At 60.8% G+C, this 22,258-nt stretch carries 14 protein-coding genes, 2 tRNA genes and 2 rRNA genes (1 of these 18 running past the window's edge); 13 read left to right on the top strand and 5 right to left on the bottom strand.

Annotated elements, in window-relative coordinates:
- The 4 genes from AC07X9_RS12120 to AC07X9_RS12105 all read left to right on the top strand — a co-directional run.
- Positions 1 to 70: transfer RNA gene (locus tag AC07X9_RS12120), tRNA-Ala, on the top strand; it begins 6 nt to the left of the window's first position.
- Positions 71 to 344: 274 nt separating this feature from the next.
- Positions 345 to 3,141: ribosomal RNA gene (locus AC07X9_RS12115) — 23S ribosomal RNA — on the top strand.
- A gap of 157 nt (positions 3,142 to 3,298) precedes the next feature.
- Positions 3,299 to 3,413, top strand: a 5S ribosomal RNA gene (gene rrf / locus AC07X9_RS12110).
- Between the two features lie 87 nt (positions 3,414 to 3,500).
- Positions 3,501 to 3,577: transfer RNA gene (locus AC07X9_RS12105), tRNA-Met, on the top strand.
- 138 nt (positions 3,578 to 3,715) lie between these two features.
- Here AC07X9_RS12105 and AC07X9_RS12100 read toward each other — a convergent pair.
- Positions 3,716 to 4,261 (bottom strand): aldo/keto reductase, encoded by a 546-nt coding sequence (locus tag AC07X9_RS12100; protein ID WP_254908067.1) that lies wholly within the window; start codon positions 4,259 to 4,261, stop codon positions 3,716 to 3,718.
- 27 nt (positions 4,262 to 4,288) lie between these two features.
- On the opposite strand from AC07X9_RS12100, the gene AC07X9_RS12095 reads away from it, so the two are divergent.
- The gene (locus AC07X9_RS12095) at positions 4,289 to 5,371 is read left to right on the top strand and encodes an IS5 family transposase (protein WP_031309815.1); all 1,083 of its coding nucleotides are present in this window, start codon (positions 4,289 to 4,291) and stop codon (positions 5,369 to 5,371) included.
- 119 nt (positions 5,372 to 5,490) lie between these two features.
- On the opposite strand, the gene AC07X9_RS12090 is transcribed toward AC07X9_RS12095, so the two are convergent.
- Complete coding sequence (locus tag AC07X9_RS12090; protein ID WP_017181222.1) at positions 5,491 to 6,063, bottom strand: aldo/keto reductase; 573 nt, start codon at positions 6,061 to 6,063, stop codon at positions 5,491 to 5,493.
- A gap of 158 nt (positions 6,064 to 6,221) precedes the next feature.
- On the opposite strand from AC07X9_RS12090, the gene AC07X9_RS12085 reads away from it, so the two are divergent.
- Positions 6,222 to 7,106, top strand: a complete 885-nt coding sequence (locus tag AC07X9_RS12085; RefSeq protein WP_017181221.1) for an AraC family transcriptional regulator — start codon at positions 6,222 to 6,224, stop codon at positions 7,104 to 7,106.
- Positions 7,107 to 7,186: 80 nt separating this feature from the next.
- On the opposite strand, the gene AC07X9_RS12080 is transcribed toward AC07X9_RS12085, so the two are convergent.
- Positions 7,187 to 7,675: a MarR family winged helix-turn-helix transcriptional regulator gene (locus AC07X9_RS12080; protein WP_017181220.1), complete on the bottom strand. Its 489-nt coding sequence runs from the start codon at positions 7,673 to 7,675 to the stop codon at positions 7,187 to 7,189.
- A 267-nt stretch (positions 7,676 to 7,942) separates the two neighbouring features.
- Here AC07X9_RS12080 and ectA point away from each other — a divergent pair, with 267 nt between their 5' ends.
- The 7 genes from ectA (at position 7,943) to AC07X9_RS12045 (ending at position 15,265) form a co-directional block, all read left to right on the top strand.
- Positions 7,943 to 8,431 (top strand): diaminobutyrate acetyltransferase, encoded by a 489-nt coding sequence (ectA, locus tag AC07X9_RS12075; protein WP_017181219.1) that lies wholly within the window; start codon positions 7,943 to 7,945, stop codon positions 8,429 to 8,431.
- A gap of 16 nt (positions 8,432 to 8,447) precedes the next feature.
- A complete protein-coding gene (ectB, locus tag AC07X9_RS12070) occupies positions 8,448 to 9,758 on the top strand; it encodes a diaminobutyrate--2-oxoglutarate transaminase (RefSeq protein ID WP_017181218.1) in 1,311 nt (436 codons plus the stop codon).
- A 15-nt stretch (positions 9,759 to 9,773) separates the two neighbouring features.
- Positions 9,774 to 10,187 carry an ectoine synthase gene (locus AC07X9_RS12065; RefSeq protein ID WP_017181217.1) on the top strand — a complete coding sequence of 138 codons (414 nt, stop codon included), beginning with the start codon at positions 9,774 to 9,776 and terminating at the stop codon, positions 10,185 to 10,187.
- A gap of 110 nt (positions 10,188 to 10,297) precedes the next feature.
- A complete protein-coding gene (thpD, locus tag AC07X9_RS12060) occupies positions 10,298 to 11,218 on the top strand; it encodes an ectoine hydroxylase (protein WP_026002071.1) in 921 nt (306 codons plus the stop codon).
- Positions 11,215 to 12,657 (top strand): aspartate kinase, encoded by a 1,443-nt coding sequence (locus AC07X9_RS12055; RefSeq protein ID WP_017181215.1) that lies wholly within the window; start codon positions 11,215 to 11,217, stop codon positions 12,655 to 12,657. Before thpD ends, AC07X9_RS12055 begins: the two co-directional genes overlap by 4 nt.
- A 20-nt stretch (positions 12,658 to 12,677) precedes the next feature.
- Complete coding sequence (locus AC07X9_RS12050) at positions 12,678 to 13,913, top strand: MFS transporter (protein WP_017181214.1); 1,236 nt, start codon at positions 12,678 to 12,680, stop codon at positions 13,911 to 13,913.
- Positions 13,910 to 15,265, top strand: a complete 1,356-nt coding sequence (locus AC07X9_RS12045; RefSeq protein ID WP_086485773.1) for an MFS transporter — start codon at positions 13,910 to 13,912, stop codon at positions 15,263 to 15,265. The genes AC07X9_RS12050 and AC07X9_RS12045 overlap by 4 nt, the downstream gene beginning before the upstream one ends.
- Before the next feature lie 106 nt (positions 15,266 to 15,371).
- Here AC07X9_RS12045 and AC07X9_RS12040 read toward each other — a convergent pair whose 3' ends face one another.
- Together AC07X9_RS12040 and AC07X9_RS12035 are read right to left on the bottom strand one after the other, a co-directional pair.
- A complete protein-coding gene (locus tag AC07X9_RS12040) occupies positions 15,372 to 17,819 on the bottom strand; it encodes a right-handed parallel beta-helix repeat-containing protein (RefSeq protein WP_086485772.1) in 2,448 nt (815 codons plus the stop codon).
- A gap of 260 nt (positions 17,820 to 18,079) precedes the next feature.
- Positions 18,080 to 21,832 (bottom strand): putative Ig domain-containing protein, encoded by a 3,753-nt coding sequence (locus tag AC07X9_RS12035; protein ID WP_017181211.1) that lies wholly within the window; start codon positions 21,830 to 21,832, stop codon positions 18,080 to 18,082.
- Between the last annotated feature and the right edge of the window lie 426 nt (positions 21,833 to 22,258).

Here is a 22,258-nt window from a genome sequence, read left to right as displayed (position 1 = left end):
TTAGCTCAGCTGGGAGAGCGGTTGCTTTGCAAGCATCAGGTCATCGGTTCGATCCCGATAGGCTCCACCATCCCCTCGATATTTCCAGAGATGAAGAGAAACGGTTTGCCAGCCAAGGGCTGGTGATATGGAGCGCATTGCGCTCCTCTTTGACATTGTGAATGGGTTTTTTAATCGATGCCGTGGCGACATGGTTTTCGGTTCCGCGCGATCTTCGGATCGGATGGAAACGGAAGCGATGATCGTACACGAATGATTATCTGGCTGAGTTTAATAACCGCATTGTTTCAACGGCAGGAAAAGCACTTGATCTTCCAGTGTTGTCGTTGGTGGTGCGGACTCTCAAGCGTGAGGTAAGGGCATCTGGTGAATGCCTTGGCATGTACAGGCGATGAAGGACGTGGCACGCTGCGATAAGCGTGGGGGAGCCGTGAGCAGGCTTTGATCCCGCGATTTCCGAATGGGATAACCCACCTTCACCATTTAATCTTTGGTTCCCCGCCTTGGCGAGGACTAAAGGTTAAATGGGAGAGGTATCACTAAGCTGAATAAAATAGGCTTTGGTGAAGCGAACCCGGAGAACTGAAACATCTCAGTACCCGGAGGAAAAGACATCAACCGAGATTCCGTTAGTAGTGGCGAGCGAACGCGGACCAGGCCAGTGCCTGTGATTAAGCAAGCAGAACATTCTGGAAAGTTTGACCATAGCGGGTGACAGTCCCGTATGCGAAAGCAAGATCACAGGACTTGAGTAGGGCGGAGCACGTGAAACTCTGTCTGAACATGGGGGGACCACCCTCCAAGCCTAAATACTCGTACATGACCGATAGTGAACCAGTACCGTGAGGGAAAGGTGAAAAGCACCCCGATGAGGGGAGTGAAACAGTACCTGAAACCGGATGCCTACAAGCAGTGGGAGGGTCCTTGAGACCTGACCGCGTACCTCTTGCATAATGGGTCTGTGACTTAGTGTATCAAGCAAGCTTAAGCCGTTAGGTGTAGGCGCAGCGAAAGCGAGTCTGAACAGGGCGACGAAGTTTGATGCATTAGACCCGAAACCCGGCGATCTATGCATGACCAGGTTGAAGGTGCGGTAACACGCACTGGAGGACCGAACCGTTCAATGTTGAAAAATTGTCGGATGAGTTGTGCTTAGGGGTGAAAGGCCAATCAAGCCGGGAAATAGCTGGTTCTCCGCGAAATCTATTGAGGTAGAGCGTCGAATGATTGCCGTTGGGGGTAGAGCACTGGATGGATGCGGGGGTCGCGAGATCTACCAACTCTAACCAAACTCCGAATACCAACGAGTCTAGTTCGGCAGACAGACGGCGGGTGCTAAGGTCCGTCGTCAAAAGGGAAACAGCCCTAACCTACAGCTAAGGTCCCCAAGTCATCACTAAGTGGGAAAGCATGTGGGATTTCCAAAACAACCAGGAGGTTGGCTTAGAAGCAGCCATCCTTTAAAGAAAGCGTAACAGCTCACTGGTCTAAACAAGAGATCCTGCGGCGAAGATGTAACGGGGCTAAAGTGATGCACCGAAGCTTAGGGTTCAGTCTTTGACTGAGCGGTAGCGGAGCGTTCCGTAGGCCGTTGAAGCGATCTGGTAATGGGTCGTGGAGGTATCGGAAGTGCGAATGCAGACATGAGTAGCGATTAACAGTGTGAGATGCACTGTCGCCGAAATTCCAAGGGTTCCTGCTTAAAGCTAATCTGAGCAGGGTAAGCCGGCCCCTAAGACGAGCCCGAAGGGGGTAGTCGATGGGAACCACGTTAATATTCGTGGGCCTGGAGGTGTGTGACGGATGGCGTAAATGGTCTGGGCTTATTGGATTGCTCCAGGCTGTGAAGTCGTCCCAGGAAATAGCCCCTCCGTATAGACCGTACCCTAAACCGACACAGGTGGAATGGTAGAGTATACCAAGGCGTTTGAGAGAAGTATCCTGAAGGAACTCGGCAAATTGCCTCCGTACCTTCGGAAGAAGGAGGCCCCACATATGCGCAAGCACTTGTGGGGGGCACAGGCCAGGGGGTAGCGACTGTTTAGCAAAAACACAGGGCTCTGCTAAGTCGGCTTCAAGACGACGTATAGGGCCTGACGCCTGCCCGGTGCCTGAAGGTTAAGAGGAGGAGTGCAAGCTCTGAATTGAAGCCCAGGTAAACGGCGGCCGTAACTATAACGGTCCTAAGGTAGCGAAATTCCTTGTCGGGTAAGTTCCGACCTGCACGAATGGCGTAACGACTTCCCCACTGTCTCCAGGATATGCTCAGCGAAATTGAATTCTCCGTGAAGATGCGGAGTACCCGCGGTTAGACGGAAAGACCCCGTGCACCTTTACTGCAACTTCAGAGTGGCATTAGGAAAGAGCTGTGTAGCATAGGTGGGAGGCTTTGAAACTTGGGCGCCAGCCTGAGTGGAGCCATAGGTGAAATACCACCCTGCTGTTTTCTGATGTCTAACCTCGCACCGTTATCCGGTGCAGGGACCCTCTGTGGTGGGTAGTTTGACTGGGGCGGTCGCCTCCTAAAGAGTAACGGAGGCGCGCGATGGTGGGCTCAGGACGGTTGGAAACCGTCTGTTAGAGTGCAATGGCATAAGCCCGCCTGACTGCGAGACTGACAAGTCGAGCAGAGACGAAAGTCGGTCATAGTGATCCGGTGGTCCCTCGTGGAAGGGCCATCGCTCAACGGATAAAAGGTACGCCGGGGATAACAGGCTGATGATTCCCAAGAGCTCATATCGACGGAATCGTTTGGCACCTCGATGTCGGCTCATCACATCCTGGGGCTGGAGCAGGTCCCAAGGGTTTGGCTGTTCGCCAATTAAAGTGGTACGTGAGCTGGGTTCAGAACGTCGCGAGACAGTTTGGTCCCTATCTGCCGTGGGCGTCGAAATTTGAGAGGAGTTGACCCTAGTACGAGAGGACCGGGTTGAACATACCTCTGGTGTACCTGTCGTCACGCCAGTGGCGCAGCAGGGTAGCTATGTATGGACGGGATAACCGCTGAAAGCATCTAAGCGGGAAGCCTCCCTCAAGATAAGATTTCACAGGACCGTGGAAGACCACCACGTTGATAGATCGGATGTGGAAGTGCGGTAACGCATGAAGCTAACCGATACTAATTGTCCTATTCGCGCTTAAACGGTTCATAACGAACCGCAGAGTCCCACCATCAATGACAGCTCTGGACAACAGATGCCTGACAGACATGGTCGGTTATAAAGCCAGCCAGATACACATCTTACAAACAAACGTGCACGGTATCGATTGAAACCCCTTATATGCGCCTGCTTCATTGCTTGGTGACCATAGCGTCTGTGACCCACCCGATCCCATCCCGAACTCGGCCGTGAAACCAGTCTGCGCCGATGGTACTATTGCTCAAGCACTGGAAGAGTAGGGCGTCGCCAGGCATTGAAGCACGCGCATATCAGGACAAAAACCCATTCACAGTTCATCAAAGGGCGGACCCAAAAGGTCCGCCCTTTGTCCTTTGGTGACGCGGGATGGAGCAGCCCGGTAGCTCGTCAGGCTCATAACCTGAAGGTCGTAGGTTCAAATCCTACTCCCGCAACCAAACACACACACAACATACGCCGCCCAGGGAAATCCTCGGGCGGCGTTCCTCGTTCAGCAACACAGGCACACGCAATCGGCGGCGTAGGCGGCGATGGCGGCTATCCGCTCAGGCCGTCGCGGCAACGCAGCCAGACGTCTACTGCCCCCAACTCGCAGCGCGATAGGCGCCCTGCCGCTCCAGCATCCAGCCTGGATATTCCGCAGGCAAGCGGCTGACCGCGTCCAGCGTCGACAGATCCTCAGCGGTCAGGCGGATCGTGGTCGCGGCCAGATTGTCGGCCAGTTGTTCGGGACGCTTCGCCCCGATGATCACACTCGTCACAACGGGCTGATGCAGCAGCCACGCCAGCGCGATCCGCGCCACGCTGACCCCATGGGCCGCCGCAATCGGGCGCAGCGCATCGATGACCGCATAGCCCCGGTCCCGATCCACGGGCGGAAAATCGAAGGCTGCACGGCGACCATCGCCCGCCTCTTCATGCTCACGGCTATATTTGCCGGACAGAAAGCCGCCCGCCAGAGGACTCCATACCATCAGCCCCAGCCTTTCGCTCGTCAGCATTGGCGCGATCTCACGCTCCAGGTCGCGCCCGACCAAAGTGTAATAGGCCTGTAGCGACAGGATGGGCGCCAGTTGGACACCTCGAAAAACTCTGGCGTTTGATCGGCGGATTTGATTCACTTCGTCGGCGATGCGTAGGAGGCGATGATGGCAAGTCAGCCTGGTTTCTTCGATCTTTCGGACCGGTACGATGCGCTGAGCGCAGCGGGCGATCCGCTGGAGCGATTAGCGGCAGTTGTGGATTTCGAGGTTTTCCGTGGTCCGCTGGTGGCAGCGCTTCGTCGCTGCGTTCGCGGCAAGGGTGGGCGACCGCCCTTTGATCCGGTGCTGATGTTCAAGATTCTGGTTCTACAGGCGCTCTATTCGCTGTCGGACGAGGCCGCCGAGTTTCAGATCAAAGACCGGTTGTCATTCCAACGGTTCCTGGGCCTTGGGCTCGATGGCACCGTGCCGGATGCGACCACGGTGTGGCTGTTTCGGGAACGCCTGGTAAATGCCAAGGCCATAGACAAACTTTTCGCTCGCTTCGACGCTGCCCTCAAGGATCGGGGCTATCTCGCCATGGGCGGGCAAATCATCGACGCTACGGTCGTGCAGGCACCCAAACAGCGCAATACCGAAGCGGAGAAAGCAGCGATCAAGGAAGGCGGCGTGCCCGAGGGCTGGAAGCCGGCCAAGACCCGGCAAAAGGACCGTGATGCGCGCTGGTCGATCAAGTACAGCAAGGCCAAGATCAAAGAGGGCGCCGATCCCAAGGCGGCTAGGCCGGTCGATCTGGCCATCCCGATGTTCGGGTACAAGAATCATATCGGCATCGACAAAACCCATGGGCTGATCCGCACCTGGGATGCCAGCGCCGCCAATGCCCATGACGGCGCACGGCTGCCGGTTCTGATCAGTAAGGACAACACTGCCTCCGGCGTCTGGGCTGATACCGCCTATCGATCCAAGAAGAACGAGGCGTTCCTGGCCAGTGGCATGTTCACCAGCCACATTCACCAGCGGCGTAAACCGCGGCGAGCGTTGCCTGAGCGGATCGCCAAGGCCAATACCCGGCGTTCCAAGATCCGCGCCCAGGTCGAGCATGTGTTCGCCGGGCAAAAGAACCGCATGGGGCTGGTCGTGCGCACCATCGGCATCGCCCGCGCTACCATCAAGATCGGCATGGCCAACTTGGCCTATAACTTCCAGCGCTTGGCCTGGCTCGAAGGGCGAACTGCGCCTGCTTGATATGAACCAAGCGCCACCGACGGTAAATCCGGCCACTGCGGCACCGGCAATATCGAAATCACCGACAAATACGCTGCAACATCACTCCTTCCACGCCGCCTCAATCCGCACCGTCGACCCTACACGCAAATCCAGCGGTTCTTCGAGGTGTCCAGTTGCCGGGCGCGCGCCAGACCAACCGCCTTCATGATCTGCCACGCGGCCCAGTTGGACAGGCCGATATAACGCACCAGTCCCTGGCGTACCAAAGCATCGAGCGCATCAAGCGTTTCCTCAATCGGGGTTGCCGCGTCGAAACCGTGGATCTGATACAGGTCGATATATTCCATCTGCAAACGCTGCAGGCTGCCCTTGATCTGGTCGTGAATATGCTTGCGCGACGCGCCGTTGGCGTTGGGGCCGCTGCCCATGGGGCCCAGCACCTTGGTCGCAATTACCAGATCTTCGCGGGCAAGGCCCAGATTGCGAATGGCCTGGCCCAGGATGCGCTCGCTCTGGCCGCCGGCATAGACATTGGCGGTATCGATGAAATTCACGCCGGCATCCACCGCCGCCCGCACCAGCGCATCGGCCTCATCCTGCTGCAACTGGCCGATCAGGCCCCATATGCCTTCGCCCCCGCCAAAGGTCATGGTGCCAAGGCAGATTTCTGAAACAAACAGGCCGCTGGGGCCGAGTGGGCGATAGCGCATGGGGGATTCCTTCAATGGGGAGGGATGCTTAAAATATACGCCCCGACAGCGACCGGGCTACGCCAATTCTCGCAAACTCTTGCCCGATAGTCGCAAAGCGCGGGCGCGGGGTGGATCGGCGGAAGGCCCGCGGCTACCATCGCGTCATGAGAGATGCGATGGACCATCTGCGCGGGCTGCTCGCGCGGCACTGGCACGCCAAGGGGCGAGAGACGCAGATTGACGGCCTGTTCCTCAGTCATGCCGAACAGCCCAGCGACATTATGCGATCCATCTATCGCACATCATTCTGCGTGGTGCTGCAAGGGTCGAAGATCAGCCTGCTGGGCGAGCAGGCATGGCGCTATACCCAGGGTCAATATCTGATCGCGTCGATGGACCTGCCGGTAACGGCCCAGATTGTCGAAGCCTCGCCCGATCGGCCCTATATGGCCTTCAGCCTGACCATCGATCCGGCGATGATCGCGGAACTGGTCGTCGAACTGGAGGATGCGTCGCCTGCCGCCGAACGCGGGCCGCTGGTGGTCGGCGCGCTGGACCCGTCCTTGCTCGATCCCCTCATTCGCCTGTTCGCTTTGCTTGATACGCCCCGCGATCTGCCGGTGCTGGCCCCGCTGATCCGCCGCGAGATCGTCTGGCGGCTGCTGAACGGACCGCACGGGGGAAGCCTGCGCCAGATCGGGTTGGCGGGCGGCGCCATAGCGCGCATTGCCCGCGTGCTGCGCTGGATCACCGATCATTATGCTGACCCGATCAGCATCGATGAACTGGCCGGCATGGCTGCGATGAGCGCGGCCAGCCTGCACCGCCATTTCAAGGCGGCGACGACGCTGACACCCATCCAGTTCCAGAAGCAGGTCCGGCTTCAGGCCGCGCGCCGCCTGCTCCTGTCGGAAACCAACGAAGCTGCCGCAGCGGGCTTTGCGGTCGGCTATGAAAGCGCATCGCAATTCAATCGCGACTATCGGCGTCTGTTCGGCCAGCCACCGCGTCGCGATGTCAGCGCCATCAGGAGGGACGTCACGGCAGATCTGGAAGTCTGAGGCCGTTATCGGCGACGAAGCGCCGGTGTCGGGGGCGGCCCATGCCGTTCACGTCGGCGACCAGAGGACCGGGGTGGTCCTCAATGCGGTTCCGACCGGTCTATCCGCCCGCCGTCGAGCAAAGGTGCGGCATCGATGGTGTCGGCGTCCATCAACACCGCCAGCTTTTCCGCCGCGGCAAGGATCATGGCCTGTTCCCAGGCTGGCAGGGCATCGAACCGGTCGATGAAGCGCATTTGCAACGGATCGGGCGCGCCCGCCAGCGCCTTGCTGCCATCGGGCAACAGGGTCAGGTGGATCTGCCGCTTGTCGCGCTCCCCGCGCTGGCGCTGAACGAAGCCGAGCGCGACGAGCCGATCCACGATCGCGGTGATCGTTGCCTGGCTGAATTGCAGCGTCTGCGCCACTGCCGAGGGCATGGCTGATCCGCGTGTGTCGATTTCACGCAGCACCAGCAATTGCGAAGGCGTGAGGCCTGTCGTGGAGGCGAGCTGGCGGCTGCCAATCTCTGTCGCGCGCAGCACGCGGCGCAGGGCGCGCAGGGTTAGCGAGGCTATTTCGGAGTTCATCCCAACGCCCATAGCGCGAAGCCAGGGGAAGCGCCATTGCACCCTAAATTTCCATTTTTATCCTTCATTGATTGAAACATTATTTGCCGTTCGGGGTTGAAAATGGCGCCCTGAAAAGGCATATAGTCGACCATCTCGCCGGGGAATCTGCTTCTCCGCGTAAAAATATAATTCGGGAGATAAACAATCTTCGATTCCCAAGCTACAGCGGCCGCTTCGCCGCCACGGGCTTCTGCGCGCTCTGAACAGGGCGAGGGGCAGGACATCATGTTCCGCAAGCCCGTTGCGACTGACGGGCCGGTCATCAGCGGATTGATCGCGGCCTGTCCGCCGCTCGATCCCAATTCGGCCTATTGCAATCTGCTGCAATGCACGGACTTTGCCGATAGCTGCATCATCGCCGAACGCGCTGGCGCGGTGGTTGGCTGGGTATCGGGCTATCGCCCCCCGGCAGCGCCCGAAAATTTCTTTGTCTGGCAGGTCGCGGTGTCATCCGCCGTGCGGGGTCAGCGTCTTGGCGGGCGCATGATCGAAGCGCTGCTGGCGCGACCAGAGCAAAGCGGCGTCGCCTATCTGACGACCACCGTGACCGAAGATAATCGCGCATCCTGGGGCCTGTTCGAAGGACTGGCGCACCGCTGGAACGCGACGCTTGAAAAGACGGCCCGTTTCGAGCGCGAAGCCCATTTTGCCGGCGCACATGACACCGAATGGCAGGCGCGTATCGGCCCGCTGCCGACCCTGACGCATATTTGAAAGAGATTTGACCATCATGACCATCATCACACAGCCCAAACCGACCGCGTCCATTCCGGACACCCGTATCTATGAACGGCGTGAATCGGGGGTGCGCAGCTATGCCCGCGCCATGCCGCGCCAGTTCAACCGCGCGCAGGGCGTGTGGATGCACGACAATCAGGGCGGTCGCTATCTGGATTTCCTGTCGGGCTGCTCGACGCTGAATTATGGCCATAATCATCCGGTGCTGAAGAGTGCGCTGGTGGACTATCTCGCTGGCGACGGCATCACCCATGGACTTGACCTCCATACCGACGCCAAGGCGGATTTCCTCGCCGCGCTGGAAGATGTCATCCTCAAGCCCCGCGGCCTTGATTATCGCGCCATGTTCACCGGACCGACCGGCACCAATGCGGTGGAGGCGGCGATCAAGCTGGCGCGCAAGATTACCGGTCGCGAAATGGTGATCGCCTTTACCAACGGATTCCACGGCATGACGCTGGGCGCACTCGCCTGCACCGGCAATGCCGCCAAGCGCGGCGGCGCGGGCGTGCCGCTGAGCCATGTCGCGCATGAACCCTATGACGGCTATCATGGCCCCGACGTCGACACTGCCGAATTGCTGGAGCGGCGCTTGTCCGACCCGTCGAGCGGGCTGGACGCGCCAGCGGCCATTCTGGTCGAAACGGTGCAGGGCGAAGGCGGTCTCAATGCCGCGTCGCCGGAGTGGCTGCGCAAGATTGCAGAGATCGCCAAGCGTCACGGCGCGCTGATGATCGTCGATGATATTCAGGCGGGCTGCGGCCGCACCGGCAATTTCTTCAGCTTCGAAGGCATGGGCTTCACGCCTGACATCGTCACGATGGCCAAGTCTTTGTCGGGCATGGGCCTGCCCTTTGCGTTGACGCTGTTCCGCCCGGAACTCGATCAATGGGCGCCGGGCGAGCATAATGGCACCTTCCGGGGCAATAATCATGCCTTCGTCACGGCGACGGCCACGCTGCGCCATTTCTGGAGCGACGATCGCTTCCGGCAGGATGTTGCCCGTCGCGGCGCGCTGCTGGCGCGGCGACTGGACGCGATGGCGGCCGAACATGGGCTATCCACGCGCGGTCGCGGCATGATGCGCGGCATCGACGTCGGATCGGGCGATGTCGCCGCAACCATCACCGCCGCCTGCTTTGCGCAGGGGCTCATCATCGAAACCAGCGGCGCGCATGACGAGATCGTCAAGGTGCTGGCGCCCCTCGTGATCGAGGACGCCGTGCTGTCGGCCGGCCTCGACATTCTTGAGGAGAGCATCCGGTCCGCGCTGGGCGTCACTTATGGCGTCGCCGCAGAATAAGAGGAGTTATCAGCTATGATCATTCGCAAACTGCAGGATATTCGCAAGTCCGACCGCAACGTGAAGTCCAAGGGCTGGGAAAGCGCGCGCCTTCTGCTGAAGGACGACAATATGGGCTTCTCCTTCCACGTCACCACCATGTACGCTGGCGGGGAATTGCACATGCATTACCAAAATCATCTGGAGGCGGTGCTGGTGCTCAAGGGCACGGGCACTATCGAGGATCTGGACAGCGGCATTACCCATCAACTGGCGCCGGGCGTCATGTATGCGCTCAATGCACATGACCGGCATGTGGTGCGGCCCGAAACCGACATATTGTGCGCCTGCACCTTCAATCCGCCGGTGACCGGCACGGAAGTGCATGACGAAAATGGCGCTTATCCCGCCGAAGCCAGCGTCGCGCGCGAACCGGCGCTGGCCGAATAGGGCCGGGCGATGGCGCTGCCCCTCACTCGGTCGAAACGAACCGATGCAGCGCCGGCCGGTCCCGAACCGGCCATTTCGAATTTTCCATGAACGAACAAAGGGGGAGTCCCATGAAAGACCTCTACCCATCCCGCCATGCGACCATGGCGGAATTTTTGCCGCGTCTCGATCCCGTCGTCCATAGCGCCTGGAACGCGAACGCGCCCGTCAGCCGCGAACAGGCCGACGCCTTCGACCGCGACGGCTTTGTCGTGCTGGAGGATCTGTTTTCCGACGCGGAGATCGCGTTTCTTCAGAGCGAGGCCGGGATGCTGCTTGGCGATCCCGATGCGCTGGAGGAGGAAACGGTCATTACCGAACCGGGCGGCAAGGAAGTCCGGTCGATCTTCCGCATCCATGCCCAGAGCCGGGTGATCGGACGACTGGCCGCCGACGAGCGGCTGGCCGGGGTGGCCCGCTTCCTGCTGGGCGACGATGTCTACATGCATCAGTCGAGACTGAACTATAAGCCGGGTTTCCAGGGCAAGGAATTCTACTGGCACAGCGATTTTGAAACCTGGCATGTCGAAGATGGAATGCCGCGCATGCGGGCGCTGTCCATGTCGGTGTTGCTGGCGGAAAATACGCCGCATAACGGCCCGTTGATGCTGATCCCCGGATCGCACCGTCAATTCCTGACCTGCGTTGGCGAAACGCCGCAGGATCATTACCGCCAGTCGCTCAAGAAGCAGGAATATGGCGTCCCTGACGAGGACAGCCTTGCCGAGCTGGCCCACAAGTTCGGCATCGTCGCCCCGACGGGAAAGCCGGGATCGGTGGTGATCTTCGACTGCAACGTCATGCATGGGTCGAACGGCAACATCACGCCGTTCCCGCGCGCCAATGCCTTCCTGGTCTATAATGCCGTGTCGAACCGGCTGGACGCACCCTTTGGCGTCGACCGGCCGCGCCCCGACTTCATCGCCGCGCGCGGCGAGCCGCAGGTGATCTCGCCCGTCAGCGGGCCGCTAATGGAGGAGGCACTGGCATGAGCAATATCCATAGCGTCGAAAAGATCGGCGGCACCTCCATGGCCGCGACCGCGACATTGTTCGACAATGTGCTGATCGCGGGCCGCAAGGGCGCGGACCTCTACAACCGGATTTTCGTGGTGTCGGCCTATGCCGGGATGACCGACCTGTTGCTGGAACATAAGAAGAGCGGTGACGCTGGCGTCTATGCCCGTTTCGTCGCCGACGATGATGCGACGGGCTGGCGCCAGGCGATGGACATGGTGCGCCGCGCGATGCGGGACCATAATGCCACCATGTTCGTCCGCGCCGACCGGCTGGCGGAGGCCAACGCCTTTGTCGACATGCGGATCGACGCCGTGGCCGCCTGCCTTGACGATCTGGCGCGTCTGCGCAGCCATGGCCGCTTCTGCGTCAAGGAACAGCTGATGACGGTGCGCGAACTGCTGGCGGGTCTGGGCGAAGCGCACAGCGCCCATTCGACGGCGCTGCTGCTGCGCGACCGGGGCGTCAATGCCCAGTTCGTCGATCTCACCTTGTGGGACCAGCAGGACATGCGCGAACTGGACGATCGGATCAGGCAGGCATTCGCATCGATCGACCTGTCGACCACCCTGCCGATCGTCACTGGCTATGCCGGGTGCACGGAGGGCATGGTGCGGCGCTATGCGCGGGGCTATTCGGAAATGACATTTTCGCGCATCGCGGTGCTGACCAAAGCGCGCGAAGCGATCATCCACAAGGAATTTCACCTGTCGAGCGCCGATCCGCGGCTCGTCGGCACGGGCAAGGCCCGCAAGATCGGTCGCACCAATTATGATGTGGCGGACCAGCTGGCGAATCTTGGGATGGAGGCGATCCATCCCGGCGCGGGCAGGGGGCTGCGCCAGACCGACATTCCGCTGCGGGTACGAAACACGTTCGACCGGGAGGATGGCGGCACGCTCATCTGCGGCAACTATGTTTCGGACACGCCGCGCGTGGAAATCGTGACCGGCGTGCGCCATGCACAGGCCCTGCAATTTTTCGAGCAGGATATGGTCGGGGTGAAAGGCTATGACGCCGCCATTCTGGACGCGCTGGCCCGCCATGGCGCATGGATCGTCAGCAAGGCATCCAACGCCAACACCATCACCCACTATCTGTCGGCCGATGTCGCGACGGTGAAGCGGGTGATCGCCGACCTTCAGGCGCAATATCCCGATGCGTCCATATCGGCCCACCCGGTTGCGATCGTGTCCGTCATCGGCAGCGACATTTCACGGCCGGGACTGATGACGGACGCCTTGCAGGCGCTGGCGGACGCGCATGTGCCGATCGTCGCGATGCAGCACCAGATCCGCAATATCGACGTGCAGTTCATCGTCGATGTCGACCAGTATGACACCGCCGTTCGCGCGCTGCACCGCGCGCTGGTGGAAGATGGCCGCGAAGCGATGGAAGGCCGGCGCGCGGCCTGAGCCGCGCATCCGCATCATCCATGCTTGCCGCCGTCCATCCCGTCCGCAGCCTGCTGCTCGCCATCTTCATATTGATGGCGGGCAGCGGCTTTCTGTCCACGCTCATCGGCCTTCGGCTGGAGCGGGCCGGGGCGGGCACGATGGCGATCGGCGCGGTCGCCACCGCCTATTTCGGCGGGCTGGTGATCGGCGCATTGCGCGCGGGGTCGATCGTGCGGCAGGTCGGGCATATCCGCGCATTCGCCGCCTTCGTGTCGCTGTTGTCGGCGAGTACGCTTGCCTATGCGCTGCTACAATATCCACTGTTCTGGGCCTGCCTGCGCCTGATCGACGGCATGTGTGTCGCGGGCGTGTTCATCTGCCTTGAAAGCTGGCTCAACGACCGGGCCGAAGCCGAAACGCGCGGCAGCATATTGGCCGCCTATATGGTCGCGCTCTATTCGGGACAGGCGGTCGGGCAGTTGCTGCTGGGGGCAAGCGGGGCGCTGCCCGCGGTGCCGTTCCAGATCGCCTCGATCCTTGTTTCGCTTGCCATCATTCCGCTCTGCCTGACCCGCAGCAGCGCACCCGCGCCGGTAGAGGCGGAAGCCTTCACGATCCGCGCCCTGTACGCATCCTCGCCGCTCGGCACGGTCGGATCGGTCGCGACGGGGCTGATGCTGGGCGCATTTTACGGCATGGCGGCGGTGCATGTCCGGCGGCTGGGGCTGAATCTGGGCGCGACCGCCAGCTTCATGATGATCGTGATCCTGGGCGGGGTTGCGCTGCAATGGCCGTTGGGGCGCCTGTCCGACCGACTCGATCGGCGGCGGGTGATCGTCGGCTGCTTTGCCGCGACGCTGGCGGTCTGCGTGCTTCTGGCGATGCTGGCGTCGGGCGGACTGGCGTTGCTGGCGCTGGGCGCATTGTTCGGCGGCCTCAGCTTCGCGCTCTATCCGCTTTGCGTCGCGCACTGCAACGACCGACTGCTCGCGAACGAGCGGGTTGCGGCGAGCGGGCGGCTGGTCTTGCTCTATTCGGTGGGCGCGGCGATCGGCCCGCTGGGGGCCGCGATGATGATGAGCCTTGCCCCTGGCGGCGGCCTCTTCCTGTTCATCGCCCTCTGCGCCGCCGCGACGCTCGCCTTTGGTCTGTGGCGGCAGGCAGCGACACCCCCTGTTCCTCTGCCTGACCAGCAGAGTTTCCAGATCGTGCCGCGCACGACGCCGATGGCGGCGCTGCTCGATCCCAATACATCGGACGGACTTGACGAATGACCGCTTCTGCCATGCCCGCCGTGCCCGACGCCCTGGCGCAGGCCGACAACGCCACCCTGCGCCGCGCGATCGCCGCGTCGGCGCTGGGCAACGCCACGGAATGGTTCGACTATGGGATCTACGCCTATGGCGTGACCTATATCTCGGCCGCGCTTTTCCCCGGCGAGGTGGACGATGCGGTGCTGTTCGCGCTGGCGACCTTCGCCATCTCCTTTCTGGTGCGGCCTCTAGGTGGCCTGTTCTGGGGACCGATGGGCGACCGGCTGGGGCGCAAGTCGGTATTGGCGCTCACCATATTGCTGATGTCGGGCGCGACGCTGGCTGTTGGCCTTATCCCCTCCTATGCGCAGATCGGCTGGGCCGCGCCTGCGCTGCTGATCCTGCTGCGGATGGTGCAGGGCTTTTCGACCGGCGGCGAATATGGCGGCGCGGCGACCTTCATGGCCGAATATGCGCCCGACGACCGGCGCGGCTTTTATGGCAGTTTCCTGGAGTTTGGTACGCTGGCGGGCTTGTCGTTCGGCGCGGCGCTGATGCTGGGCTTTTCGCTGCTGCTGGGCGACGCCGCGATGCATGACTGGGGGTGGCGCATCCCGTTCCTGGTGGCCGCGCCGATGGGCCTGATCGGCATGTATCTAAGGTCGCGGATGGAGGATACACCGGTGTTTCGCCAGCAGGCCGCCGAAGGCAGCGGATCGCCACCGCTCGCACGGCTGTTGCGCGACCATAAGCGGCCGATGCTGGTCGTCGCCGGACTGGTCGTGGCGCTCAATGTCGTCAACTATACCTTGCTCAGCTACATGCCGACCTATTTGCAGCGCCGCATCGGCCTGTCACCGGACGAAGCGTTGATCGTGCCGATCATCGGCATGCTGTTCATGATGCTGTTCCTGCCCTTTGCCGGGCATATGTCCGACCGGGTCGGCCGGCGGGCGATGTGGCGCCTGTCGCTCATGGGCCTGCTGGTGGCGGTCGTGCCGCTCTACATGCTGATGGCGACGGGGCTGGTGGGCGCGATTGTCGGGTTCGTGCTGCTGGGCCTGCTCTATGTCCCGCAACTGGCGACGATTTCCGCAACCTTCCCGGCGCTGTTCCCGACAGCCGCGCGCTTTGCGGGCTTCGCCATCGCCTATAACATGTCGACGTCGCTGTTCGGCGGCACCGCGCCAGCGATCGGCAGCGCGCTGATCGGCTGGACCGGCAATGAACTGATGCCCGCCTTCTACATGATGGCGGCCTGCGTCATCGGCCTGATCGCGCTCCGCTTCATGCCGGAAACGGCCGGTCGATCGCTGCACGACGACCCGTTCGCGCGGGCCGGCATGCGGGATCAGCATGAGCCGTCCAAATGAATAAGCCCGCAGGATTGCGGGCTTATTCATTGGCGGTCTGCTGGTTCCGCGTGATGCTGTTCAGGCCCTCTGGTCAGTGCTGACCATAGGCCGTCACAGCCACGGATCAGCCGACCAATATGTCGTCCAGCGCATAGGTCTTTTTGACACCGGCCAGCGTGGCGAAGGTGTAGGATTGCCCGGACAGCGTGGCGATGATGTCGAGGCCGTCGGGGCCAAGATGGGTGGAGAAGGTCACGGCCGGGTGATCTTGCCGAAGGTCGCTGACGTCGATATGATCCTTGCGGAATTCGAAGTCGGCGATCGTGTCATGACCATCGTTGAGCGAATGGAACATGAACGTGTCGGCGCCGCCCTTGCCATAGAGCAGGTCGTCGCCGCCGCCGCCTGAGATCACGTCATTGCCAGCATTGCCGACGATCTGGTTGGCAAGGCTGTTGCCGATGACGGTCGTGGCTTCCTTCGTGTTGACGATGACATTTTCGACATTGGTGTCGATCGTGTAGCTTGTCCGGTAGAGCAGGACCGTATCGGTGCCCTGGTTGGCATGTTCGATGATATAATCGCCCACCTTGTTGATGGCGTAGCTGTCATCGCCCCGGCCGCCGCGCAGGATGGCGGCGCCATTGCCCGACAGCTTGTCGTTCGTTTCCGCTCCGATGAAGCTGTTGAGCTGCTTGTCCAGGCTCACCTTGTAGGTGGCGTTGGCGCCTTTCGCCGCGCTGCCCGCATCCTGCATGTCGAAATCGGTGGCCGTCAGGCTGTTCATGTCCCTGTTGTCGAGGATGATCTGACGACCGCCCGACAGGGTGACCACCGTATCCTGACCGACCTGCTGCATCGCCGCCTTCAGCGCGCCGAAGCTTGCAAATTCATCTCCAGCCATGTGGATGATGTCGCCCGCGCTGAAATCAGTGATGCGGGTGACTGCGTCGGCCTTGCCCACCAGGAATATGTCATTGCCTGCGCCGCCGCTGAGCAGATTATTGCCCGCGCCGCCGATCAGCAGGTCATCGCCCGCATTGCCGCGGATGATATTGTCGCCGTCATTGCCGATGCCCACGGCGCCTTCGGTCCGGGTAATCTCCAGATTTTCGGTATGGTCAGGCATCACCATATAGCGCGATGTCGCAACGATGGTGTCGATGCCGCCGCCAGCCTTTTCCACGACCTTGGCCGCTTCGATATTGCTGACGATATATTTGTCGTCGCCCAGGCCACCGGCAAGCGTGCCGCTCTTGAACATCAGCAGATCGTTGCCGTCCGTGCCCTGATTGACCGCGACGCGCCCGGTTTCGCCACCTTCTGCCCATTTCAGACCCGGTTCAACCGGCTTCGATGGCGCGGCCTGGGCCTCGCTCGGCAACTGGGGGACGACCGGCTTTTCCGGAACGCTGGGCGCTTCCGGCACGATCGGCGCTTCGACCGCATTGGGCGTTTCCGGGGCGCTGGGCGCCGGGGTCGGGGCCGCGGCCGTGCCAGCCAATTTGTCGAGCACGTCCTGCAGGCTGCCCAAAACGCCGGTCGTCGCGGCGGTGATGGCCGCCACGGCATTGTCGACGAAGGACACGGTGTCGCTGCCGGCTTCGATGAACAGCGTCTTGGTATCGCGCGTGATGAAATTGTCCGTCACGCTGATATTGTGGCTGGTGAAGGTGCCATATTTGGTGGCGGCCGAATTGCCCACCAGGACGGCGGTGTAATAGCCTTCTGCCGCTTCGAGATAATTGCCCGTCGCAACCGAATCGACCGCGCCGCGAAAGGCGAGGGGGCGTTTGCCGACATCTTCCACACGGTTGCCGACCACGGTGACATCCGACGCCTGGAAGGCGTCATAGCCTTCGAGCATCTTGTAATTATAGGATGTCCAGCCACCCACGGAGATGCCGTCAGCCGTCACGCCATGGACGTAATTGTTGGAAATCAGGATGTCCGACGATCCGCCCTTGGCAAAGATCGCCGCGCTGGTCCCGGTATTGCCGCTGACGTCATTATGCGAAATCACGCCATGGATGATCGACATGAAGTCGATGCTTTCGTCGATGCCGCCGGTAATGACATTGTTGGTGACGACGACGTTGGAGCCGCCATTCGCCTTCACGCCATCCTGCACCACATTGTCGATCACGTTATTCTTGATAACGATGTTCTTGATGGGGTCGGTATAGTCGTTGCCGTTCTGGCTGAACTGAATGCCGTTCTTGCCGCCGGTGACGTGAAAGCCGTCTACGATGAAATTTTCGGTGCCCCCGCCGCCGATCGTCGCCATCGTGTCGCTCTTGGCCGTGATATGGGCGGCCTGTGGGCCGTCTGCCGAAATCAGCCAGATGGGCGCGCTGTCGGTTCCGCTGACATTGCGTGGAATCAGGACATTTTCGACATAGTCGCCGGCCTTGACCATGATGGCCGCGCCGGGCGTCGCTGCATTGACGGCTGCCTGAATCGTTGTGAAGGGTTTTTCCGCCGATCCGTTCGGCTTACCCCGATAACTTGCATCCCCGTCGACCCATATTATTTTCGTGGGCGTGACGTCGCCCCAGAGATCTTCAGTCATGAAAAAATACTCCCGCTGCCCGATACGGATAGGCGAGAGCGACTGAACACCGTGTAATATGGTAGAGTTAACTTCAGATTAGGTATAAAAATATTTCGCGGTCATCCGTTATAGCTTTCTGGGCCGGACGACGCCCGAAAATCCACACTATATCCTTTGGCCACAGCCAGGAAAATTGCGCGGCCTACTTGGCAGGCGCTTTATCTTCTATCATGACCATGGGCGTCGATGCAACGGCATCAACGCCCGCGACTATGCGATCATAGAATGATATAGTCGGCGCTGCTGAGCGCAGTGACGTTCAGTATCTGAAAACTGTTCTGGATGCTGTTGTCCGCCGTCGCGATGGTCCACAACTGCGTGGCGTTATTATAGGTCAGTGTCGCGCCCGGCCCATATCCTGAAAATTCCAGCCGGTCGCCGGTCGCTACCCCGGCCCCCTCGAAATCGGCGATTATGTCGCCCTGAACATGCCCGACCTTGAACTGGAACGTATCCTCGCCCAACCCGCCATAGAGCGTGTCAGCGCCGCCATCGCCCGAAATCTTGTCCCGTCCGCCGCCGCCATAGATGATATCGTCGTCGGCGCCGCCGGATATGACATCATTGCCGTTGCCGCCGGACAATATGTCAAAGCCCTTGCCGCCGGTCAGCCGATCGGAACCGGCACCCAGCGTGATGATGTCGTCGCCCGATCCGGCCGAATAGTTGAAGGTTTCAAAGCCGGTAATCTGCGTGCCGTCGGCCAGCGTGACGATCACCCCGGCCTGTTCCTGCAACGAAAGATCGACAATCTGCGCGTCGCTGAACTGCGACCGGTTGAGGGCCAGCGTATCCTTGCCCGCGCCGCCGATCAGCATCAGGTCGGGATCGTTGCTGGTCACGATGTCATCGCCCGCGCCCGCATCGATCCAGTCGAACCCGCGGCTGCCATCGATCTTGTCGACGCCATTGCCGCCCTGGATGATGTCGTCGCCATTGCCGCCATAGATCAGATCGTCGCCGTCCATGCCCTCGATCACATCATTGCCGTCGCCGCCCGAAATCTGGTCGGCATAGGCACCGCCGCGCAGCATGTCCGACCCGCTGCCGCTCGCAATCTGCAAGGTTTCGATATTGACCAGGCGGGTGCCGTCGAACAGTTCCAGGATCGGGCTATTATTGGCGTTGAACGAACTTGTGTAGCTGATGTCGACGAAGATGTCGGCGGTTGCGGTCGACCGGTCGAGATAGATGGTGTCGATATTGTGGCCGCCATCGATCAATCCGTCGGCGTCATAGCTGATCAAAAGATCCTTGCCGTCGCCGCCGCGCATGACGTCGCGGCCAGCGCCGCCATCCAATATATCGTCGCCCGCTTCCCCGGTCAGGCGGTCGTCGCCCACGCCACCATAGAGGCGGTCATGGTCCGCGCCGCCATCCAGTTCGTCATTGCCAGCGCCGCCGAACAGGTCGTCATCCCCGGCGCCTCCGCGCAACTTGTCGTTGCCGATATTGCCATAGAGCCGGTTGCGGCCAGCGCTGCCGCTGATCGAGGTATCCTGATCGCGCAGCGTATAGACGTCCTCGATCGAACTGGTGCCGACCTTGTACACGGACGCATTGCGAGTCAGGATGACTGCGTCATGGCCGCCACCCGCGGCTTCGATGGCCTGGTCGTTCCGGTCGTCGAACACATAGATGTCATCGCCCAGGCCGCCATACATCATGTCCGCGCCACGCTGGCCGCTGATATAATCCGCCGTCGCATGGCCCGACCGGTCGCCGTACAGCACATCGTCGCCCGACTTGCCGATGATCTGGTCGCGGGCCACCGCGATGCCACCGTCGACACCGCCGACAAATCCATATTGTTCCGGGTCATATGTGGCGAGCGGATCGAAGGCGGCGTTGCCGCCCAGGTCATAGGTCGTGGCTCCGGGCGCATTGGTGAACAGCGCCTTGCCTTTGAAGATATTGTCGGCGAAGCTGATGTCGTCGGAAAAGCCGGTCAGCCCCCTGGGAATATATTGTTCCGCAACGCCGTAAAGGCTGGCTGTGACGCCCCGCGCGACACTGGAAATATTGGCCGTGTTGAACAGATTGTCGGTGACCAGCACGTCCTGCGCGCCTTGCAACAGCAGCGACGTGGGATAATCGGTCGCGATATTGCCGCTCACCACGGCATGTTTCACTTCATAATTGACGAAATGCGCGCCGTCCCCGTCCGCGCCGACCTCGATCGGCAGATAGGCGATGCCGGTGGGGCTGCCGATCTTGATCGCGGGGCCTTCGGTCGAGCCGATCACATTGTTGCGGATTTCGACGAAAGTGGAACCGCCCTTCACCGTGATCGCGGAATCGCCGGTGTAATCGCGTCCGTCCAGCGCTTCCCATTCATCCTTGGACGTGATTTCGTCAATGACATTGCCCTGGATCAGCAATTTCGACGTGCCGACAAAATCGATGCCCTGTTCATGCGCGCCGATGATGCTGTTGTTGACGATCTGGATGCCAAAGCTCTGGGCGATGTGGATCGCGTCAATGCCCCAATCGGTAAAGACATTGTTGATCAGGAGGATATTTTCGACCTTGTCGCCCGCATAGCCTTCCTGAAAGGCGGCGTTCGCGCCGAAATTGCGGCTGACGAGATTGACGCCATAGGTGCCGATCGTGTCCGATCCCTGCACCGTGAACCCGTCTATCACCCAATTGGCGGTGCCCCGGCCGGATATGGCGCTGGTTTCTGCGACTGCGGGCGGCGCGATGACGGCCGCGCCCGCGCCGTCGGCGGAAATCAGCCGAATGGGGGCGTCGGTCGTGCCTTCGACACTCAGGTTGAGCGCTTCATTATAGGTTCCGGCCCGCACCATGATGTCTGTGCCGGGGCCTGCATTGTCGATCGCATGCTGGATCGTGGCGAAGGGGGAATCGGCGCTGCCGGTCCCGGCCGCGTCGTCGCCGGTCGTCGACACCCACAATATGGTAGTGGCTGGCGGCGCGTCGCTGAAGATGATCGTGTCGTGAGCGGCCTTGATCGTGATGTCGATCGATTTCTGAAAGGTGAAGCCGGTCGAATCCTCGACCTGGACCACGACGGTGCGCTGCGTGCCTGCGCGAATGTCCAGCGCGCTGTTGACGACCAGCTGGTCGCCGACGATGGCGAAGGCGCCGCCAGCATCGTCCACCAGCGAATAGACATGGGTGTCGCCCTTGTCCGGATCATCCACGAACAATTCGCCCACCGGAGTGCCGATGTCCGAAAATTCGTTCACCCATGTGGTGTGCAGGCTAAGGTCCAGCGGCGCGTCGGGCGTGTCGTTGACGTCGACGCGGAAAATGATCTGGGCTCTGTTGGGGCCGTCTGTGGCAAAGACGGTCAGGTTGAACCAGTTGGAAAAATCCTGCGGCATCTGGCCTGAAAAGGTCATGGTCGCCGGATCGAAGCTGAGCCAGCTGTTGACGTCCGAACCGACGCTGCCGCCGAAGGTCAATATGCTGTCCGGGTCATTAAACAGGCCGGTCGCCGGAATCGTAACGGAAAAGAAACTATCCTCCTCGACCACCAGGTTGGGCAGGGTTCCAATGACGAAGGGCCGTTCCGACACGGTCAGGTCGAACGCCAGCGTCGCGCTGCCGCTTTGATCGCTGGCGTTCAGGAATATCGTATAGTCATGGTGCCCGTCGGTCGGGCCACGACCGCTGAACGTCAGCGTGTCGGGCGAGAAGGTCAGCCAGTCGGGCAGGGCGGACCCGTCGGACAAGGTGGCGCTGTAGGTCAGCGCGTCGCCATCGGGATCAATGAAGAATGTCGCGGGTATGACGAGAGAGTAGGGCGTGTTCTGACCGGTCAGCTGACCTTCGATCACGCCATTGACCTGCGGCGGGCTGTTCACCGGCGGGGGTGGCGGCGAATCGCCTTCCGGATCGCCCGTGCCGGTATCAGTGCCTGTATCGGTACCGGTTTCGCCATCCTCTTCAGCGACATAGTCGGACGGGACAATATCAAATTCAAATAGCCCGTCTGTCGTCATGCCTGTCAATCCCATCTGGATGTCAAAAGGAATGAGACACAAGTGCCTCAAATCGCTTTATTTTCTTGCATGAGATGTCGTTTCCGGACGCCTGGAACGCGGTGACATTTGTCCTGCCCGAAAAGGCTAATCAAAGGTTAAGCACAACGCAAGCGCAGCAAAAATCTGTTCGTCGCAAAATCGTCATTATACTGTCCTGTATTGATACGGACTTGCGCCGAGTTTGCGGGCTCAACGCAGGCGCGAGGCATTATTCGATTGAATCTAAAATATTTTTTCAGCGAAGCCGCGATGGCGGAGGCGCTTTGCGCGCGCTTATTTATACTTTGCACGCCCTGTTCGCCCTGAGCCCGCCTATCTGCGCAGTTGCCATGGTGCGCCGCGATAACTTATGGCAAGGGGTGGTGACGGCGCGCGGGGCCGGCC

Source organism: Sphingobium sp. GW456-12-10-14-TSB1, assembly GCF_059424385.1.
The sequence above is the reverse complement of the archived record's forward strand: the minus strand, read 5'-3'. Positions and strand labels throughout refer to the sequence as shown.

Excerpts from the sequence above, each read along its gene's own strand:
- AC07X9_RS12095 (WP_031309815.1), top strand. The coding sequence starts at position 4,289 with ATGGCAAGTCAGCCTGGTTTCTTCGATCTTTCGGACCGGTACGATGCG.
- AC07X9_RS12090 (WP_017181222.1), bottom strand. The coding sequence starts at position 6,063 with ATGCGCTATCGCCCACTCGGCCCCAGCGGCCTGTTTGTTTCAGAAATC.
- AC07X9_RS12085 (WP_017181221.1), top strand. The coding sequence starts at position 6,222 with ATGGACCATCTGCGCGGGCTGCTCGCGCGGCACTGGCACGCCAAGGGG.
- AC07X9_RS12080 (WP_017181220.1), bottom strand. The coding sequence starts at position 7,675 with ATGAACTCCGAAATAGCCTCGCTAACCCTGCGCGCCCTGCGCCGCGTG.
- ectA (WP_017181219.1), top strand. The coding sequence starts at position 7,943 with ATGTTCCGCAAGCCCGTTGCGACTGACGGGCCGGTCATCAGCGGATTG.
- ectB (WP_017181218.1), top strand. The coding sequence starts at position 8,448 with ATGACCATCATCACACAGCCCAAACCGACCGCGTCCATTCCGGACACC.
- AC07X9_RS12065 (WP_017181217.1), top strand. The coding sequence starts at position 9,774 with ATGATCATTCGCAAACTGCAGGATATTCGCAAGTCCGACCGCAACGTG.
- thpD (WP_026002071.1), top strand. The coding sequence starts at position 10,298 with ATGAAAGACCTCTACCCATCCCGCCATGCGACCATGGCGGAATTTTTG.
- AC07X9_RS12055 (WP_017181215.1), top strand. The coding sequence starts at position 11,215 with ATGAGCAATATCCATAGCGTCGAAAAGATCGGCGGCACCTCCATGGCC.
- AC07X9_RS12050 (WP_017181214.1), top strand. The coding sequence starts at position 12,678 with ATGCTTGCCGCCGTCCATCCCGTCCGCAGCCTGCTGCTCGCCATCTTC.
- AC07X9_RS12045 (WP_086485773.1), top strand. The coding sequence starts at position 13,910 with ATGACCGCTTCTGCCATGCCCGCCGTGCCCGACGCCCTGGCGCAGGCC.
- AC07X9_RS12040 (WP_086485772.1), bottom strand. The coding sequence starts at position 17,819 with ATGACTGAAGATCTCTGGGGCGACGTCACGCCCACGAAAATAATATGG.
- AC07X9_RS12035 (WP_017181211.1), bottom strand. The coding sequence starts at position 21,832 with ATGACGACAGACGGGCTATTTGAATTTGATATTGTCCCGTCCGACTAT.